Consider the following 17,435-nt stretch of genomic DNA (forward strand, 5'->3'; position numbering starts at 1 on the left):
GTTTTACGCCCACCATTAACAAGGAGTGTCTTCGTGGCAACCACCGCTGACTTCAAAAACGGTCTTGTGCTTAAGGTCGATGGCAAGCTGCAGCAGATCATCGAGTTCCAGCACGTCAAGCCGGGCAAGGGTCCGGCCTTTGTGCGCACCAAGCTCAAGGACGTTGTCTCCGGCAAGACCGTGGACAAGACGTGGAACGCGGGTGTGAAGGTTGAGACCGCTACGGTCGATCGCCGTGACATGACCTACCTGTACAACGACGGCACCTCCTACGTGGTCATGGACGATAAGACCTTCGAGCAGTTCGAGCTGCCGGCCGACAAGTTCGGCGACGCCGCAGCGTTCCTCCTGGAGAACATGCGCGTTCAGGTCTCCTTCCACGAGGGCGAGGCACTCTTCGCCGAGCTGCCGATCTCCGTGGACCTGGCCATCTCTCACACTGAGCCTGGTCTGCAGGGTGACCGTTCCTCCGGCGGCACCAAGCCTGCCACCCTGGAGACCGGTGCGGAGATTCAGGTTCCGCTGTTCATGGAGACCGGCAACGTGGTCAAGGTTGACACCCGCACGGGCGAGTACCTGTCCCGCGTATCCCAGTAATTCCGATCGGGAAAGAGTAGAACGCCCAACTGTGAGCACAAGCGAAATCAACTACCGCCGTCACGGGTCGAGGTACAAGGCTCGGCGCCGTGCTGTAGACATCATCTTCGAGGCTGAGGCCCGTGATGAGGATCCGGTAGCGATCGTGGACGAGCGTGTGGAGCTGGCACGCAACATCGATAACGCGGTCGCCCCCGTCGCTGACTACACCCGTGAACTCGTGCGGGGTACGGCTGAGCGTCTCGACGAGCTCGATGAGACCATTGCCCGCTACCTCTCTGAGGATTGGGAGCTCACGCGACTTCCTGCCGTCGATCGCGCAATTCTGCGCGTCATGGCCTGGGAGATTACCTATAACCCAGAGGTCGACGCGCCGATCAGCGTGGTCGATGGCGTGGAAATTGCTACTCAATACTCCACTCACGCGGCAGCGCCGTACATTCACGCTGTTTTGGATGACATCGCTCAGGCGCAGTCCGCGGATAACCCGATGAACGTGGTTCCGGACATCGACGAAGAGGATACTGAGGAATCAGTAGACTAGGGACGCATGTCCTCAAAAATCAGAATCGAAGATGCCCGTCGCTTTCGTGTTGGCGACGGGTTTCGCCTTTCCGACGTCGACCCCACCGCAACGCCAGGTTTCTCCGGTAGCGACAAGGATCTGAAGAAGGAACTCGTCCAACACGATGAAGAAATTGGTGTGCTGCAGGAGAAGCTCCACGCTGAGAAGCAAAATTCCCTGCTCATCATCGCTCAGGGGATGGACACCTCGGGTAAGGGCGGTCTGATCAAGCGCCTGCTGGATCCGATGAGCCCGCTCGGCTACCGAGTCCAGCCTTTCGGCCGCCCCACCGAGGAGGAGGCAGCCCACGACTTCCTTTGGCGCGTCGAGCGTGCCCTGCCCAAGCCGGGCGAGGTGGTCTGCTTCGACCGTTCGCACTACGAGGACGTCCTGGTGCAAAAGGTCGACGCTCTCGCTCCGGCAGAAGAGATCGAGCGTCGCTACGGCGCCATCGTCGAGTTTGAGCAACAGCTGGCCGAACGTAACATCATGTTGATCAAGGTGATGCTGCATATCTCCAAGGACTTCCAGAAGGAGAACCTGCGCGATCGCCTTCAGAACCCGGAGAAGCTCTGGAAGTTCGACCCCTCCGACCTCAATGCGCGCGCCGAGTGGGACGAGTACATGGACGCTTACCAGATCGCTTTGGAGCGCACCTCCACCGAAACCGCGCCCTGGTATTGCATCCCGGGCGACAATAAGGACTACGCGCGTGCGGTGGTCAAGCACCTCGTCGTCGATGCCCTGCGCACCATCGACCCGCAGTACCCCACGCCAGACTTTGACCCGAAGGCCGAGCTCGCCACGCTGGAGTCGATGGATTAACTGTCGCTAATTCTCGCTTGTCGACGACGCGAGTTTGCCCATCTCTTCGGCCGTGACAACCATGGCGTCTTGCAGGCCCAAGACGCCGTCAACGGCGGTTTTCAGCGCAGCGGACAGCTGCTCATCGGTCATTCCCGCGGCGCAGAAGATCTCGTGCTCGGTGCGCACGACCAACGTTTCGGCTAGGTCCACAATCGCCACCGAGGCCTCCATCTGGATGCCGTTGAGGTGATTGGCCGCCAGGTAGAGGCGCGCGTCTCCGGCAGAGGTGGGCGTGTCCGTGAGCGAGTCGGTGCGCACGATGACCACCGAACCAATACACGCGATGGTCACGGGAAAGCCGTTGAGATTGGCGCTCGCCGAGGGCGCCTCCTCGTGGATGGTCAGCTCGATCCCGTGCGCCTTCATTGCGCTGACGACCCGGTCGATGGTTACTTGAGAAATCACGGGGTGTACCTCCACGAAACCAGCGCGGGGAACTGCTCTTCGATGAAGGAGAACGCTGCTGCGGTTGCCTCCAGGGAGCTTAAGCTAAAGGCGCCCAGCTGGTTTCGGCTAAGGCCCTCCGCGCTGCGAATCTGGCGGTAGGCGCTGACCACCAGGTGGGAGCCTTGCTGTTCAAAGAATCGCAGGGTCGGGGTGAACTGAGTCTCGTTCCACTGGTTCACCGCAGCCATCAATGGAGCGGCGCTATCCAGTGGGACTTGCCCACGCCATAGGGAATCGCATACCAGGCGTTCCTCTTCGAGCGCGAAGGCGATTGCCGCATTCTGGTAGCCGGTACGCACAACGGTGCGGGGGTTCCCCGAGGTGTCCTCGACCTCCTCGGTGCTGTACTCGATACCGTCGTTGAGCAGGATGTCGCAGACCCTATCGAGGGTGACCGGCTCGACGTCAGTATCCGGTGGCGGGCTGTGCTCGCCCTGTGGAGAGGTCATCGTTTCGGGGCCCCTTTCTGCCCGGCGTCCACAACGTGGCCGGGCTTTTGGCGTTGAGGTAATTCAGCCTACTTGCTCGTCTATTGGTCAGAATCCATGAGCTGTTCTTTGCCCAATTCGTGGGCAAGGCAATCGTCGATAAGCGAGTATCTGAAAGTGTGCCCGCGGCGGGACAATACGCCTGCATCCACCTTCTGATTGGCCAGGGCGAGCTCCTTGGCGCCTTCTTGGCCGAGCAGAATGGCGGGCCCGAATGAGGGCACGGGTAGCTTGGTGGGCCTGTGCAGCTGGGTGCCCACGGCGCTGGTGAATTCGGCGTTGCGCACGGGGTTCGGGGCGACGGCGTTGACGGGGCCGGACAAGGAGTCGTCGAGGACGGCGGTGGTGTAGATGTCGCCGAGGTCGTCGCTGGAGATCCAGGACATCCAGCCCTGGCCATCGCCGAGCGGGCCGCCCAAGCCGGTGGAAACGAGGGCGCGGAAGAGCGGCAACAGGCCGCCGTCGCCGGCAAGCACGAGCCCGGTGCGCACGGTGACCACGCGCTTGCCTGCCTCCACGGCCGCCTGGGTGGCGCCTTCCCACTCGGTGACCACGTCGGCGAGGAAGCCGTCGCCGCGTGGCGAGGACTCGGTGAGTAGCTCGTCCCCGCGATCCGCCCCGTAAAACCCGATGGCCGATGCGCTGACCATGGCCTTGACGGAGTCGACGCGGCCGACCAGCTGGGCCAGGCGGCGGGTGGGTCCGATGCGCGAGGAGTAGATCTTGGCCTTGTGCTCGTCGTTGAAGCGGCCGAAGATGGGCTCGCCGGCCAGGTGAACCAGGACATCCACGCCGTCGAGCAGGTCGTGTGCGGGATCCTCGGGGTCCCACAGGCGCTGGCCCTTGCCAGGGTTGGAACGGGTGAGTTCGATGACGGTGTGGCCTGCAGTGCGCAGCTGAGCGCACAGCTTGCGTCCCACCGTTCCGCCAGCGCCTGTGACCGCGATAGTCAGGGCGGAGGTATTTAGCCCCGCCACCCGGTTCAGGAACGCGAGGTCATTGATGAGCTGGCGTTGGCGGTAGGCAAACGCCGGTGTGATCAGCCCGGCAGGCGCGCGGGTGTCCACGTGGTCCACGATCTCGGTCTGGTCTCCGTGCGAGATAAAGGTGTGCGTGTGCGTCCACTCGGTGATCTGGCGCAGAGGAGCGTTCTCGCAGGTGTCGGCAAAACGCACCTGCTCCTCGTAGTCCTCCGGGAGGTGGCGGGCAACCCAGGTCAACCCGCCGGGCAGGGAAAACTCCGTGACGCCATCCTTGAGCGACTCCGCCTGGCGGATTGGCTTCATGGGCAAAAACGGGGGAGTCAGGCGCGTGAGCGCACCGTCTCGGGTGTGCCATTCCCACACGCGGGCTAGGTCAGCTGGAACGAGGTGCCTAGTTGTCAGTGCCATAGCGCCACCCTAGTTGGGTTGAAGCGCTGACGTGGCCGGCGAAGAGCTGCTACACTGACCTGCTGACACTTAAGTTTAAGTATCGAGACACCTTTAAGGACCGCACAGAGAGGCGGGGAAGGAGGTCACGATGAACGACGACGGTGTGCGTGTTACGTCTACCCAATTGCTGGGGCCAGACGATGTGGCACGCACGGTCGCGCGAATCGCGCACCAGATCATCGAGAAGACCGCGGTGGACACTAAGCCCACACAGCGCGTTGTGCTTCTCGGCATTCCCTCCGGGGGAGTGCTTTTAGCTCATCGACTGAGCCACAAGATCGAGGAGTTTTCCGGGGTCAAGATCCCCGTTGGTTCCCTCGACATCACCCTGTACCGCGATGACCAATCGAGTGGGGCAAGAAGCAGGGGATCAACGTCACCGCGGAAGTCACCCCGCACCACCTCATCCTCACCGACTCCAAGCTGGAGACCTTCGACGGCGTCTACCGCGTCAACCCCCCGCTGCGCGAGGAGTCCGACACTCTGGCACTGCGTCAGGCGCTTCTCGACGGAACGATCGACGTCGTCGCAATTGATCACGCCAAGCCCGGAATGCTTGGCCTGGAGACTTCCCTTGCCATCATCGCCGACCTCTTTGTCCGCCCCGGCCTGGCGGACTGGCGTTTCGTGGCCAAGGTGATGAGCGAGCGCCCCGCTGAAATCACCCGCCGGGCAGACCACGGCCGCCCGATCGCTGTGGGCGAGCCGGGCAACCCCATCCTGGTTACTGAGGATTCTGAGTGGGAGGTCGTCGGTGAGGACTTGGCCTCCACGGCGGAAAACACCCCTTACGAGGGCATGACCCTGAATACTCGAGTACACGCCACTCTGCTGCGCAGACGTGTGTCCTTCGACTCCACCACTCAGTCCAGCTAACGGCACGGATACACGATCACAAGGAATAATGACTATGACAGCACACACCCCAGCCATCCTGGTTCTCGCCGACGGTCGCGCCTTCCGTGGCCGCGCATTCGGCGCTGAAGGCGTCACCCTCGGCGAGGCCGTGTTTACCACGGGCATGACCGGCTACCAGGAGACGATGACCGATCCCTCCTACCACCGCCAGATCGTGGTTGCTGCCGCCCCGCACATCGGCAACACCGGCTGGAACGACGAGGACGACGAGTCCCGTGGTCGCAACATTTGGGTTGCCGGCCTGGCCATCCGCGACCTCTCGGCCCGCGTGTCCAACTGGCGCGCGAATCGCTCGCTGGAAGACGAGATGAAGGCGCAGGAGATCGTGGGTATCAAGGGCGTCGATACGCGCACCATCGTGCGTCACCTGCGTAACTACGGCTCCATTTCGGCGGGAATCTTCTCGGGCGAGGCCGCGAACGAGCCCATTGAGGCCCTGGTGGAGAAGGTCCGCGCACAACCCTCGATGGATGGCGCGGATCTGGCCGGAGACGTCAGCACCGACGAGCCTTACGTCGTGCCGGCCGAGGGGGAGAAGCGCTACACCGTCGTGGCCTATGACATGGGTATTAAGACGGCCACCCCGCGCAACTTCTCCCAGCGCGGCATCGAGACCGTCGTGGTTCCCGCCGGCACGCCGGTGAACAAAATAAAGGAGTATGCCCCGGACGGAGTCTTCGTCTCTAACGGGCCGGGCGACCCGGCGACCGCCGACGAGATGGTGTCCGTGGTGCGCGACGTGCTGGCCGAGGACATTCCCTTCTTTGGCATCTGCTTTGGCAACCAGATCCTGGGCCGAGCACTGGGAATGAAGACCTTCAAGATGACCTTTGGCCACCGCGGCATCAACGTCCCGGTGATCAACCACCTCACAGGCAAGATCGACATCACCGCCCAGAACCACGGCTTCGCCCTGGAAGGGGAGGCCGGCGTGACCTTTGACACCGACTTCGGCCCGGCCCAGGTCACCCACACCTGCCTCAACGACAACACGGTCGAGGGCGTGGCTCTGACCAGCGGCATGGCCTACTCGGTGCAGTACCACCCCGAGTCCGCCGCCGGGCCGCACGATGCGCACCCGCTGTTCGACCAGTTCGTCGAGCTCATGGCGGCCAAGTCCCCGAACCTCAAGCGCTAAGAACCGACCCACGAGTTTCGCTTACTACGAATAAGGATTAAGACACCCCATGCCTAAGCGCACTGACCTCAATCACGTCCTGGTAATCGGTTCTGGCCCCATCGTCATCGGTCAGGCCTGCGAGTTCGACTACTCCGGTACTCAGGCTTGCCGAGTGCTCAAGGAGGAGGGCCTGCGAGTCACGCTGATCAACTCCAACCCGGCGACGATCATGACGGACCCCGAGTTCGCCGACCACACCTACATCGAGCCGATTGACCCGGCCTACATCGACAAGATCTTCACCCGTGAAGCAGAGCAGGGACACCCCGTTGACGCAGTCCTAGCCACCCTTGGCGGGCAGACCGCCTTGAACGCAGCGATCCAGCTCGATCGTGCCGGCATCCTGGCCAAGCACGGAGTCGAGCTCATCGGCGCCGACATCGAGGCCATCGAGCGCGGTGAGGATCGTCAGACCTTCAAGGACATTGTGGAGAAGGTGGGTGGCGAGTCCGCTCGCTCGGCTGTCTGTTACACGATGGAGGAGGTTCACAAGACGGTCGCTGAGCTGGGCCTTCCCGTCGTCGTGCGTCCCTCCTTCACTATGGGTGGCCTAGGCTCCGGCCTGGCCTACTCCTACGACGACCTTGAGCGCATCGCAGGCGAGGGCCTGGCTGCCTCCCCAGAAGCGAATGTGCTGATCGAGGAATCGATCCTGGGCTGGAAGGAATACGAGCTCGAGCTCATGCGAGATGGCGATGACAACGTTGTGGTCATCGCGTCCATCGAGAATGTCGACGCCGTCGGCGTGCACACGGGAGACTCGGTCACCGTCGCTCCGGCCCTGACGCTGACCGACCGCGAGTTCCAGCACCTGCGCGATCTGGGTATCGGCATCATCCGCGAAGTTGGTGTGGACACGGGTGGATGCAACATCCAGTTCGCGGTCAATCCAACAAATGGTCGCACGGTGGTCATCGAAATGAACCCGCGCGTATCCCGCTCCTCGGCTTTGGCGTCGAAGGCTACCGGCTTTCCCATCGCCAAGCTCGCCACAAAGCTGGCCATTGGCTACACACTCGACGAGGTCACCAACGACATCACCGGCGTCACGCCTGCTGCGTTCGAGCCCACCCTGGACTACGTGATTGTCAAGGCGCCTCGCTTTGCGTTTGAGAAGTTCCCGGGTGCCGATGAAACCCTGACCACCTCCATGAAGTCCGTGGGTGAGGCCATGGGCATCGGTCGCAACTACATCGCCGGCTTGAATAAGGTCATGCGCTCGTTGGAGCAGAAGCAGGCGGGGTTCTGGACGCTTGACGACGCCTCTTTTGCCGGCGATCGTGCCACTAACCTCAACAAGGTTCTCGACGATCTGCGCGTACCGACCGAGGGACGTATGTACGACGTGGAGCTGGCCTTGCGCCTGGGCGCCAGCATCGAACAAGTCCACGCCGCCAGCCAGATCGATCCGTGGTTCCTGGCCGAGGTCAAGACCTTGGTGGAGTTCCGGGAAACTTTGACGAGCGCTCCCGTGTTGGGCGAGGAGCTCCTGCGTGAGGCCAAGTTCTTCGGCCTGTCCGATCAACAGATTGCTGCCCTGCGCCCAGAGATCGCCGGAGAGGATGGTGTGCGCAGCCTGCGCTGGTCCTTGGGGATTCATCCGGTGTATAAGACCGTCGATACCTGCGCCGGAGAGTTTGAGGCGCAGACGCCCTACCACTACTCCGCCTACGAGCTTGACCCGAACGCGGAGTCGGAGGTGAAGGTGACTGGGCGCGACAAGGTCATCATTCTGGGTTCGGGACCAAACCGCATTGGTCAGGGCATCGAGTTTGACTACTCCTGTGTGCACGCTGCGCTGGAACTTTCTCAGCGGGGGTATGAAACCGTCATGGTCAACTGCAATCCGGAGACCGTGTCCACGGACTACGATACCGCCGACCGCCTCTACTTCGAGCCGCTGACCTTTGAAGACGTCTTGGAGATCTACCGCGCCGAGAGCGAGTCCGGCAATGTGGCTGGTGTGATCGTCCAACTCGGCGGGCAGACCCCGCTCGGTTTGGCGCAGCGCCTCGCCGATGCCGGGGTGCCGGTGGTTGGCACCAGCCCCGAGGCCATTGACCTAGCAGAGGATCGCGGTGAGTTTGGTGCGGTACTGGCGAAGGCGCAGCTTCCTGCACCTGAGTTTGGAACCGCGACGTCCTACGATGAGGCCACCGAAATCGCCCAGTCGATTGGTTACCCGGTTCTGGTGCGCCCTTCCTACGTCCTGGGTGGCCGAGGCATGGAGATCGTCTATGACGAAGCCAGCCTCAAGGAATACATCAACCGCGCCACTGATCTGTCCCCGGAGCACCCGGTGCTGGTTGACCGATTCCTGGATTCAGCCACAGAAATTGACGTGGACGCCCTCTGCGACGGGACCGAAGTGTATGTGGCCGGCATCATGGAGCACATCGAGGAGGCCGGAATCCACTCCGGTGATTCGGCCTGCGCCTTGCCTCCCATGACCTTGGGAATCGAGGACTTGGAGACGGTACGCCGGTCAACCGAAGCCATCGCGCACGGAGTGGGCGTCAAGGGCCTACTCAATATCCAGTTCGCCCTTAAGGACGACACCCTCTACGTCATCGAGGCGAACCCGCGTGCCTCCCGAACTGTCCCGTTCGTGTCCAAGGCAACCGGAGTCCCTGTGGCCAAGGCTGCCGCCTGCATCATGATGGGAGACTCCATCGCTGATTTGAAGGAAGAGGACATGCTGCCGGCGCGCTTTGATGGCGGTTCCCTGCCTTTGGAACACCCCACTGCGGTGAAAGAAGCCGTTCTGCCGTTCAATCGCTTCCGTCGCCCGGATGGGTCGATGCTCGACACGCTGCTGAGCCCAGAGATGAAGTCCACCGGCGAGGTGATGGGGCTAGCCGATAGCTTCGGGACCGCCTACGCCAAAGCTGAGCAAGCCGCATTTGGGCAGCTGCCCACCTCCGGCACGATCTTTGTATCCGTGGCTAACCGCGATAAGCGAACGCTTATCTTCCCGATCCAGCGCCTAGCTTCGCTAGGATTCTCACTCGTGGCTACAGCCGGTACAGCCCAGATGCTGCGGCGCAACGGTGTGGAGTGCGAAACAGTACTCAAGGCATCGGAGGTGCGTGCAGGGGCACAGGGCGAGTCGATCGTCGATCGCATTGCCCGCGGCGACATCGACCTCATCTTGAATACCCCGGCAGGTTCGGCGGGGGCGCGTAACGACGGTTATGACATCCGGGCTACCGCAGTCAGCGTCGGGGTGCCCCTGGTGACTTCGGTCCAGGGAGTCACTGCTGCCGTACAAGGAATCGAGGCGTTGCGGAAGGGCGGCTTGTCTGTTCGCTCCCTCCAGGAACTCGAGCACGGACCGATCCACAACTAAGGAGCGCACATGACTACCGAGAATTTCCAATCCAGACTCAACCGGGCCGTCTCCCAGCATGGGCGCCTGTGTGTGGGCATCGACCCTCACGAATCTTTGCTGAAGGCCTGGGGGCTGGAGTACAACGCGCGCGGGGTGGGGGAGTTTTCCCGTCGCTGCGTCGAGGCTTTTGCTGGGCACGCTGCTCTGGTCAAACCGCAGGTGGCCTTCTATGAGCGTTTTGGCTCTCAGGGGATTGCCGAACTAGAGAAGACCCTGGCCGATCTACGCGATGCTGGGACGTTGACGCTTTCCGACGCTAAGCGCGGCGATATCGGTTCGACGATGGCTGGTTACGCGCAGGCGTGGTTGGACGATTCTTCTCCCTTGCGAGCAGATTCAGTAACCATTTCCCCCTATCTGGGAGTCGGGGCATGTGAACCGGTGTTTAAGGCGGCCGCCGATAATAGCGCCGGCGTTTTCCTCCTGGCGGCTACCTCGAACTCAGAAGCGCCGGCCATCCAGCGCGCTACGACCGCAGAGGGATCGAGCTTGGCTCAGCACATTGTGGATGAGTGCGGGCGTCGTAACGCGGAAGGAACATCCGGGACACTTGGCGTGGTGGTGGGGGCCACTGTCATTCACCCTCCGGTGCTCGATGACCTCGGCGGACCGGTGTTGATGCCAGGGGTGGGCGCACAGGGCGCGACAGCGCAGGATGTTGAGCGCATAGCGGGTAAGGCTTTGGCGTTGCCCAACGTGTCCCGGGCGATTCTTTCGGCTGGCCCGAACGTTGCTGACCTGCGCGAACGCTTAAAAGAAGTGGCTGGGGAGTACCCGGCGCACCTCGGTTAAGGGTTAGCGCGCGCGACCTGGTAGTTTATATCTCCATACCGCGTTGACGTGCCAATTCTTCGCAGAGTCAATCACGTCAATCGCGTGTTCTTCGGTGTTAGACTGAGCCGGAGTCAGCGCTGGAAGTTTTCCCCCCACAAGATGGCGGGTCACTTGCAGCGCTGGAACAGTGGGGCTGTACCGTTTCCACTGACCACACAACCCATGACGAAAATGGAGGAACCCCGTGGCCCTTCCCAAGCTGACCGATGAGCAGCGTAAGGCTGCACTCGCCAAGGCCGCTGAGGCACGTAAGGCTCGCGCTGAGCTGAAGGCTGAGCTCAAGCGTGGCGGCACCGATCTCAAGGAGGTGCTCGGCAAGGCCGAGACCGACGAGATCATTGGCAAGACCAAGGTTTCGGCAATTCTTGAGGCCCTGCCGAAGGTGGGCAAGGTCAAGGCCAAGGAGATCATGGACGAGCTCGAGATTGCTCAGACCCGACGTCTGCGCGGCCTGGGCGAGCGTCAGCGCAACGCTCTGCTCGAGCGCTTCGGCTTTTCCGAGGCCTAGAACGTGCACGGCGATGGCGCCAGGGGCCGCCTGGTTGTACTCGCCGGCCCGTCAGCCGTAGGCAAATCCACCGTAGTCAGTCGGCTGCGCAGTGAGATCGAGTCCCTGTACTTCAGTGTTTCGATGACCACGCGCAAGCCGCGTCCGGGAGAGCGAGATGGGGTTGACTATTTCTTTGTCACCCCGGAAGACTTCCAGCAGCGAATCGATGCGGGAGCCATGCTCGAATGGGCTGACATTCATGGAGGGTTGCAACGCTCGGGAACTCCTGCAGCTCCAGTCGATGACGCCCTCACGCAAGGGCGTCCGGTGCTCGTGGAAGTGGACCTCGAAGGTGCGCGCAACATCAAGGCGCTCAAACCGGAGGCCGTCACAGTCTTCCTGGCTCCGCCCTCCTGGGAGGAACTGGTTGGGCGCTTGACCAATCGGGGAACCGAGGATCAGGCCGTCATCGAGCGCCGACTGGCTACGGCACGTCATGAGCTCGACCACCAGGACGAGTTCGACCACATCGTGGTAAATGACGACGTCGATAAGGCCGTGGAGTCACTCCATGCGCTGCTGACCGGCACTTCTGGCGTATAAAGACGACCAACCCCTCATCACGTGAAAGAAAGCGAGTGACGTGACCACCCAGAACGAGACCAAGCCTGAGGCAGTTTACGATCCGCCCTCAGGAATTACCGGCCCGGCGATCGACGAGCTGTTGGACAAGGTGTCCTCGAAGTATGCCCTGGCGATCTTTGCCGCTAAGCGTGCGCGCCAGATCAACAGCTACTTCCAGCAGCCGGAGGACGGCGTGTTCGAGTTCATCGGCCCGCTGGTAACTCCGAAGGATCGGGAAAAGCCGCTGTCGATCGCGCTGCGCGAGATCGAAGCTGGACTCCTCGAGCACGAGGAAGGCAAGTAGTCTTAGCAGACACTTGCTAACGCACGAAGGCCTCCGCGATGGCGGGGGTCTTTTTCGTGCATTAAAGAGGCCTTCATCCCCGGTGATCAATGCGGTGACTAAGCTTCTTGGGGCACGGAGCATTGCGGTGAGGAGAGGTATGTCCGAGGTTGTTATCGGTATTGGCGGGGGGATTGCCGCATATAAGGCATGCCACTTGGTTCGCGCGTTCAAGGAACTCGGGCACGCTGTTACCGCGGTCCCCACGTCATCCGCCTTGAAGTTCGTGGGCGCCGCAACGTGGGAGGCCTTGAGCGGGCGAAAGGTTCATACCGATGTGTTTGAAGAGGTTGACGCCGTCAATCACGTCGCGGTGGGTCAACGCGCCGAGCTCATTGTGATCGCCCCTGCTACCGCAGATCTTTTGGCGCGCCTAGCGATTGGTCGGGTCGATGATTTGCTGACCGCCACCGTTCTCACCGCTACCTGCCCTATCCTTGTAGCGCCCGCCATGCACACCGAGATGTGGAACAACCAGGCAACCCAAGACAACGTGGCAACCCTGCGGCGCCGGGGGATCCATGTGATGGAGCCGGCCCACGGAAGGCTGACCGGTGCGGATTCGGGTGCCGGGCGATTGCCCGAGGCGGAGCAAATCTTCGCGCTAGCAACGGCAGTTTCCCACCGGAGCGTGGGTCCCCACGACTGGGCAGGCAAGAAGGTGCTGGTTACCGCCGGTGGCACCCAAGAAGAATTGGATCCTGTGCGCTACCTGGGCAACCGATCCTCAGGCAAGCAGGGGTTTGCCATCGCTGAGGCTGCTGCCCAGCGGGGGGCACAAGTGACAGTGATCGCAGCGGACACGGAGGCGCTTCCCACACCCGTCGGTGCTGAGGTGATCCGAGTGACCTCAGCACGCGAGATGCACGAAGCGGTGTCCGCGCGGGTAGGAGGCATGGATGTTGCGATCATGGCGGCTGCGGTGGCTGACTATCGCCCCGCGCAGCGGGCGGACTCGAAGCTGAAGAAGGGGACTAACGACGAGGATCTCAAGTCCCTGGCGCTAGTGGAGAATCCCGACATCCTTCGTTCAGTTGTAGAGCAGCGCGAGCAGGGTAAGACCAAGCCAGGACTGGTGATAGTCGGGTTCGCCGCCGAGACGGGGTCTGCGGAGAATACGCCCCTGGAATTGGCAGAACGAAAATTGCAGCGCAAGGGCTGCGACATACTAATGTGCAACGACGTGTCTGCTGGCGGCGTGTTCGGTCAAGAGAACAACGCCGGTTGGCTGCTTCGTCCAGAGAGCACCCCAAGGTCGGTGGTCGAAGGGACCAAACTGGAGATTGCCTTCGACATCTTGCGAGAGGTCGATGAGGCTGCTCGTTGTTAAAATTAGACCGCTTGGTCTATGTTGGATAAACAAAGTGTCACATCCGTGAAGAAAGCAGGAGTTTTCGTGGTCGATCCATCTAGCCGTCGGGCGCAGCGCCTATTTACGAGCGAGTCTGTCACGGAAGGTCACCCGGATAAGATCTGTGATGCCATCTCGGATGCGATCCTGGACGCCATGCTTACTGAGGACCCGCAAGCTCGCGTGGCGGTAGAGACCTTGGTGACCACCGGGCAGGTCCACGTGGTGGGTGAGGTGCGCACCAACGGGTATGTGGAGATCCCCGACTTGGTGCGCTCCAAGCTCGTTGAGATCGGATTTACTTCCTCTGACGTCGGGTTTGATGGCCGCACGTGTGGTGTGAACATCGCGATCGGCTCACAGTCCGCCGAGATCGGAGCTGGGGTGGATACCGCGTTGGAGGCGCGTGGCGGCGATAGCGACGACGCCAACAATAAGGCAGGCGCTGGCGATCAGGGGCTGATGTTTGGGTATGCCACCAATGAGACTCCAGAATTCATGCCGCTGCCCATCGCCTTGGCACACCGGTTGTCTCGCCGCCTGACCCAGGTGCGCAAAGAGGGGATCGTGCAGCATCTGCGTCCGGACGGAAAGACTCAGGTGACCTTCGCCTACGAGGGCAACACTCCTTCGCACCTGGACACCGTGGTCATTTCCACCCAGCATGACCCGGACGTCACCCAGGAATGGCTGGCGCAGCAGCTGCGCGCGCACGTGATTGACTACGTGATTGCGGACGCCGGGCTCGAGCCCTTCGTCAATGACGACCTCACTGTGCTGATCAACCCGTCCGGATCCTTCGTCCTGGGAGGTCCTATGGGCGACGCAGGGCTGACCGGGCGCAAGATCATCGTGGACACGTACGGCGGTATGGCACGCCACGGTGGCGGGGCGTTTTCCGGAAAGGACCCGTCGAAGGTGGACCGTTCCGCGGCATACGCGATGCGCTGGGTTGCCAAGAACATCGTGGCCGCGGGTCTGGCAGATCGGGCAGAGGTCCAGGTTGCGTATGCGATTGGCCGGGCCCAGCCGGTGGGTCTTTACGTAGAGACCTTCGGAACCGCGGCTGAGGGTCTTACCGATGAGGTAATCCAGCACGCTGTGGAGCAGGTTTTCGACCTACGCCCGGCAGCCATCATCCGCGAACTCGACCTCCTGCGACCTATCTATGCGCAGACAGCAGCGTACGGTCACTTCGGGCGCACGGACGTCGACCTGCCCTGGGAGTCCACCGCCAAGGCGGACGAGCTTAAGGCTGCCGCAGGGTTGTAAAATACGGCTCCATGCCTTCGAAGAGCCTGCGCGTTAAAGCCGAACACCGGCCGATCGCGCGGGTTCTTCCTCTTTTGGGGTTGCCCCATCTCGACCGTGGTTTCGACTATTTGGTGAGCACAGACGACGACCACGTCGCGCAGCCGGGTGTGCGCGTGCGCATTAGATTCAGCGGAAGGCTTGTCGACGCCATCCTGCTCGAGCGCCGAGAATCCAGCGAATTCGACGGCCAGCTGCGTTTTCTTGACCGCGTGATTGCGCCGGAGGTCGTATACCCGGAAAGAATTGAGCGGCTTGTCGACGCCCTTGCGCAGCGCTACGCCGGAACTCGGAGCGATCTCATTCGTCTGGCGATTCCGCCGCGCCATGCCGGGGCGGAGCAAGCGGATGTGACCACTCCATACGAGGACCTGGGAGAGATCGGCGAGCCTGACCTGTCTGCCTGGTCGGCCTACGAGCACGGCCAGTCATTCGTTGATGCTGTGGTGGGAGATTCCACTGCTCGTGCTGTTTGGCAGATCGCTCCAGGAGAGGATTGGGCCGCTGCGCTCGCGGCGCTCGCGGTGAAGGTAGTCAAGGACGGCGCCGGCGCGTTGCTCGTGGTGCCTGATCAAAAGGATGTGGATGCTCTCGAGCGGGCAGCTCGTGAGCTGGTTAGTGCCCGGCAGGTGGTCACCCTGACCGCAGGTTTGAGGCCGCAGGCACGGTACCGGCGGTACTTGTCGATCCTGCACGGGCAGGCTCGTCTGGTGATCGGCACCAGGTCTGCGGCCTTTGCCCCTGTTCACAACCTGCGTTTGAGTGTGATTGTCCACGACGGGGATGAGAACCTTACGGATCCGCGTGCGCCGTACCCACATGCTCGCGAAATTCTGACTACGCGCTCAGTTATCGAGCGCAGTACCCTGGTGATTGCTGGTTACACGCGCACCGCCGAGGCGCAGTTGCTGGTTTCCAGCGGTTGGGCGCATGGACTCGTGGCCTCCCGAACTGCATTGCGCACTCGCATGCCGTTGATCCGTGCGGCCGGTGACAGTGACTTTGAGCTGGCTAAGGATCCACGGGCTCGCTCTGCCCGCATTCCATCTATGGCGTTCGAGGCTGCCCGGCGCGCTTTGGAACGCGACAAGCCCGTGGTGATTCTCACTCCGCGAAAGGGCTACATTCCCACGCTGGCGTGTAAGTCTTGCCGGGCTCCGGCTCGTTGCCGTGCGTGCAACGGGCCCTTAGGACTGCCAGAAAGCGGGGAGGCTAGCGTTCCCACCTGTCGATGGTGTGGGCGCTTGGAGCCACGCTTTTCTTGTTCCCACTGCGGGTCGCACAGCCTGCGCGCGGTGGTATTGGGTGCGCATCGGACAGCGGAGGAGCTGGGGCGGGCGTTCCCGTCCGTGCGTGTGATCGTCTCCGGCGGGCAAAAAGTGTTGGCCGAGGTAGCTGATACGCCAGCCTTGGTGGTGGCTACACCGGGCGCGATTCCTTCCGTCGAAGGTACTGGCAGTTACGGGGCGGCACTACTTCTTGACTCCTGGGCGTTGCTGGGGCGCCAAGATTTACGTGCAGCCGAGGACACTCTGGCTACCTGGGCTTATGCTAGTGCCCAGGTCCAACCTCATCGCGAGGGCGGGGAGGTCGTAATTGTGGCCGAGCCTTCGCTGGCCGTGGTCCAGGATTTGATTAGGTTCGATGTTGTCGGTGCGGCTGAGCGCGAGCTCGAGCAGCGTCAACAGGTACGCTTTCCCCCTGCAGTTCACATGGCAGCAATCGACGGTGCCCAATCTTCGCTGGATGCCCTGGTGGAACATGCGGAACTTCCAGCACACGCGGAAGTTCTTGGGCCGGTGGATCTGCCACCTGGAGTGAGCATGCCTGGTGATTACTCTGTCCAGCAGCATGGCCCTGCCCAGCGCATATTGATACGCACTCCACTCGGGCCGCGAGCAGAACTGGGTTCGGCACTGAGAGCAGCCGCAGTCAGCCGTTCCTTGGTCAAAGATTCTGCCCCGGTGCGCATTACAGTGGATCCCATTCGTGTCGGATAACCGCTGCGTGACTGACAAAAGGAGCTCTACGTGTCACCACTTGATGTGCGCCTATTGGGCGATCCAGTCCTGAAAACTCGCGCCGCAGACATACCTCTGGACAAGCTGGGGCCTGACTCGCGCTACGGCAGGTTAGTCGATGACATGCTGGAAACCATGGATCATGCAGGCGGTGTAGGGCTTGCTGCTAACCAGGTGGGGTTGCTCGAGCGCATTATCGTGTTCGATGCCTCTGGCATGCGCGGGCACCTGATTAACCCGGTGATCACTCCTCTGGGTCAAACGAGGGCCATCGGGGTCGAGGGGTGCTTATCCATCCCGGGAGTTCGCGCACCTGTCGAGCGTCCGGCCTGTGTGGTGGCGCGGGGCGTCGATAAGCGCGGCGCCTCTGTATCGATCACTGCGACTGGTCTGTTGGCGCGCTGCTTGCAGCACGAGGTGGATCACTTAGACGGCATTCTGTTCTATCAGCGGCTGAGTGCTGAGGAGCGGCGACGTGTCAATCCGTTGCTGCGAGATCTACACTAAGAACCCTGATGTGAACCCTAGTTAAGGAGACCAGTGCGCCTCGTTTTTGCTGGAACCCCGGAGCCGGC

16 protein-coding genes and 2 pseudogenes are annotated in these 17,435 nt (G+C 61.8%); 15 read left to right on the forward strand and 3 right to left on the reverse strand.

The window, feature by feature from the left end:
* Positions 1–33: 33 nt before the first annotated feature.
* Genes efp through FHE74_RS05435 form a run of 3 tightly spaced genes read left to right on the forward strand, consistent with a single transcriptional unit; the run spans position 34 to position 1,987 of the window.
* Positions 34–597 carry an elongation factor P gene (efp, locus tag FHE74_RS05425; protein WP_139465491.1) on the forward strand — a complete coding sequence of 188 codons (564 nt, stop codon included), beginning with the start codon at positions 34–36 and terminating at the stop codon, positions 595–597.
* A gap of 31 nt (positions 598–628) precedes the next feature.
* The gene (gene nusB / locus FHE74_RS05430; RefSeq protein ID WP_139465492.1) at positions 629–1,141 is read left to right on the forward strand and encodes a transcription antitermination factor NusB; all 513 of its coding nucleotides are present in this window, start codon (positions 629–631) and stop codon (positions 1,139–1,141) included.
* 6 nt (positions 1,142–1,147) lie between these two features.
* Entirely contained in the window at positions 1,148–1,987 is an 840-nt protein-coding gene (locus FHE74_RS05435) for a PPK2 family polyphosphate kinase (protein WP_139465493.1), read from the forward strand.
* 6 nt (positions 1,988–1,993) lie between these two features.
* On the opposite strand, the gene FHE74_RS05440 is transcribed toward FHE74_RS05435, so the two are convergent.
* From FHE74_RS05440 to FHE74_RS05450, 3 genes are all read right to left on the reverse strand, one after another.
* Positions 1,994–2,434, reverse strand: coding sequence for a hypothetical protein (locus FHE74_RS05440; RefSeq protein ID WP_180339690.1), 441 nt, complete (start codon positions 2,432–2,434; stop codon positions 1,994–1,996).
* Positions 2,431–2,925 carry a YbjN domain-containing protein gene (locus tag FHE74_RS05445; RefSeq protein ID WP_139465495.1) on the reverse strand — a complete coding sequence of 165 codons (495 nt, stop codon included), beginning with the start codon at positions 2,923–2,925 and terminating at the stop codon, positions 2,431–2,433. Before FHE74_RS05445 ends, FHE74_RS05440 begins: the two co-directional genes overlap by 4 nt.
* An 80-nt stretch (positions 2,926–3,005) precedes the next feature.
* Entirely contained in the window at positions 3,006–4,355 is a 1,350-nt protein-coding gene (locus tag FHE74_RS05450; protein WP_139465496.1) for a TIGR01777 family oxidoreductase, read from the reverse strand.
* A gap of 130 nt (positions 4,356–4,485) precedes the next feature.
* Here FHE74_RS05450 and FHE74_RS10765 point away from each other — a divergent pair.
* The 12 genes and pseudogenes from FHE74_RS10765 to def all read left to right on the forward strand — a co-directional run.
* Positions 4,486–4,740: pseudogene (locus FHE74_RS10765) on the forward strand (bifunctional pyr operon transcriptional regulator/uracil phosphoribosyltransferase PyrR); the annotation flags it as partial.
* Between the two features lie 2 nt (positions 4,741–4,742).
* A pseudogene (locus FHE74_RS10770) lies at positions 4,743–5,273 on the forward strand (amidohydrolase family protein); the annotation flags it as partial.
* 28 nt (positions 5,274–5,301) lie between these two features.
* Positions 5,302–6,453, forward strand: a complete 1,152-nt coding sequence (gene carA, locus FHE74_RS05465; RefSeq protein ID WP_139465499.1) for a glutamine-hydrolyzing carbamoyl-phosphate synthase small subunit — start codon at positions 5,302–5,304, stop codon at positions 6,451–6,453.
* 49 nt (positions 6,454–6,502) lie between these two features.
* Complete coding sequence (carB, locus tag FHE74_RS05470) at positions 6,503–9,844, forward strand: carbamoyl-phosphate synthase large subunit (protein WP_139465500.1); 3,342 nt, start codon at positions 6,503–6,505, stop codon at positions 9,842–9,844.
* A 9-nt stretch (positions 9,845–9,853) separates the two neighbouring features.
* Positions 9,854–10,678, forward strand: coding sequence for an orotidine-5'-phosphate decarboxylase (gene pyrF / locus FHE74_RS05475; RefSeq protein WP_139465501.1), 825 nt, complete (start codon positions 9,854–9,856; stop codon positions 10,676–10,678).
* 226 nt (positions 10,679–10,904) lie between these two features.
* Complete coding sequence (mihF, locus tag FHE74_RS05480; protein WP_139465502.1) at positions 10,905–11,228, forward strand: integration host factor, actinobacterial type; 324 nt, start codon at positions 10,905–10,907, stop codon at positions 11,226–11,228.
* Positions 11,229–11,231: 3 nt separating this feature from the next.
* A complete protein-coding gene (gmk, locus tag FHE74_RS05485) occupies positions 11,232–11,813 on the forward strand; it encodes a guanylate kinase (protein ID WP_139465503.1) in 582 nt (193 codons plus the stop codon).
* Between the two features lie 40 nt (positions 11,814–11,853).
* Positions 11,854–12,138, forward strand: coding sequence for a DNA-directed RNA polymerase subunit omega (gene rpoZ, locus FHE74_RS05490; protein WP_139465504.1), 285 nt, complete (start codon positions 11,854–11,856; stop codon positions 12,136–12,138).
* Between the two features lie 139 nt (positions 12,139–12,277).
* Positions 12,278–13,507: a bifunctional phosphopantothenoylcysteine decarboxylase/phosphopantothenate--cysteine ligase CoaBC gene (gene coaBC / locus FHE74_RS05495; protein ID WP_139465505.1), complete on the forward strand. Its 1,230-nt coding sequence runs from the start codon at positions 12,278–12,280 to the stop codon at positions 13,505–13,507.
* Positions 13,508–13,573: 66 nt separating this feature from the next.
* Positions 13,574–14,800 (forward strand): methionine adenosyltransferase, encoded by a 1,227-nt coding sequence (metK, locus tag FHE74_RS05500; RefSeq protein ID WP_246049198.1) that lies wholly within the window; start codon positions 13,574–13,576, stop codon positions 14,798–14,800.
* An 11-nt stretch (positions 14,801–14,811) separates the two neighbouring features.
* Complete coding sequence (locus tag FHE74_RS05505) at positions 14,812–16,839, forward strand: primosomal protein N' (protein WP_139465507.1); 2,028 nt, start codon at positions 14,812–14,814, stop codon at positions 16,837–16,839.
* Between the two features lie 30 nt (positions 16,840–16,869).
* Positions 16,870–17,367: a peptide deformylase gene (gene def, locus FHE74_RS05510; protein ID WP_139465508.1), complete on the forward strand. Its 498-nt coding sequence runs from the start codon at positions 16,870–16,872 to the stop codon at positions 17,365–17,367.
* Positions 17,368–17,435 lie beyond the last annotated feature (68 nt).

It is taken from the genome of Corynebacterium tapiri, from assembly GCF_006334925.1.
In the GTDB taxonomy this organism is placed as follows: Bacteria; Actinomycetota; Actinomycetes; order Mycobacteriales; family Mycobacteriaceae; genus Corynebacterium; species Corynebacterium tapiri.

What these genes read in the sequence shown, in the direction of transcription:
- carB (WP_139465500.1), top strand. Translation starts at nt 6,503, where the DNA reads ATGCCTAAGCGCACTGACCTCAATCACGTCCTGGTAATCGGTTCTGGC.
- coaBC (WP_139465505.1), top strand. Translation starts at nt 12,278, where the DNA reads ATGTCCGAGGTTGTTATCGGTATTGGCGGGGGGATTGCCGCATATAAG.
- pyrF (WP_139465501.1), top strand. Translation starts at nt 9,854, where the DNA reads ATGACTACCGAGAATTTCCAATCCAGACTCAACCGGGCCGTCTCCCAG.
- FHE74_RS05505 (WP_139465507.1), top strand. Translation starts at nt 14,812, where the DNA reads ATGCCTTCGAAGAGCCTGCGCGTTAAAGCCGAACACCGGCCGATCGCG.
- FHE74_RS05450 (WP_139465496.1), bottom strand. Translation starts at nt 4,355, where the DNA reads ATGGCACTGACAACTAGGCACCTCGTTCCAGCTGACCTAGCCCGCGTG.
- FHE74_RS05435 (WP_139465493.1), top strand. Translation starts at nt 1,148, where the DNA reads ATGTCCTCAAAAATCAGAATCGAAGATGCCCGTCGCTTTCGTGTTGGC.
- carA (WP_139465499.1), top strand. Translation starts at nt 5,302, where the DNA reads ATGACTATGACAGCACACACCCCAGCCATCCTGGTTCTCGCCGACGGT.
- FHE74_RS05445 (WP_139465495.1), bottom strand. Translation starts at nt 2,925, where the DNA reads ATGACCTCTCCACAGGGCGAGCACAGCCCGCCACCGGATACTGACGTC.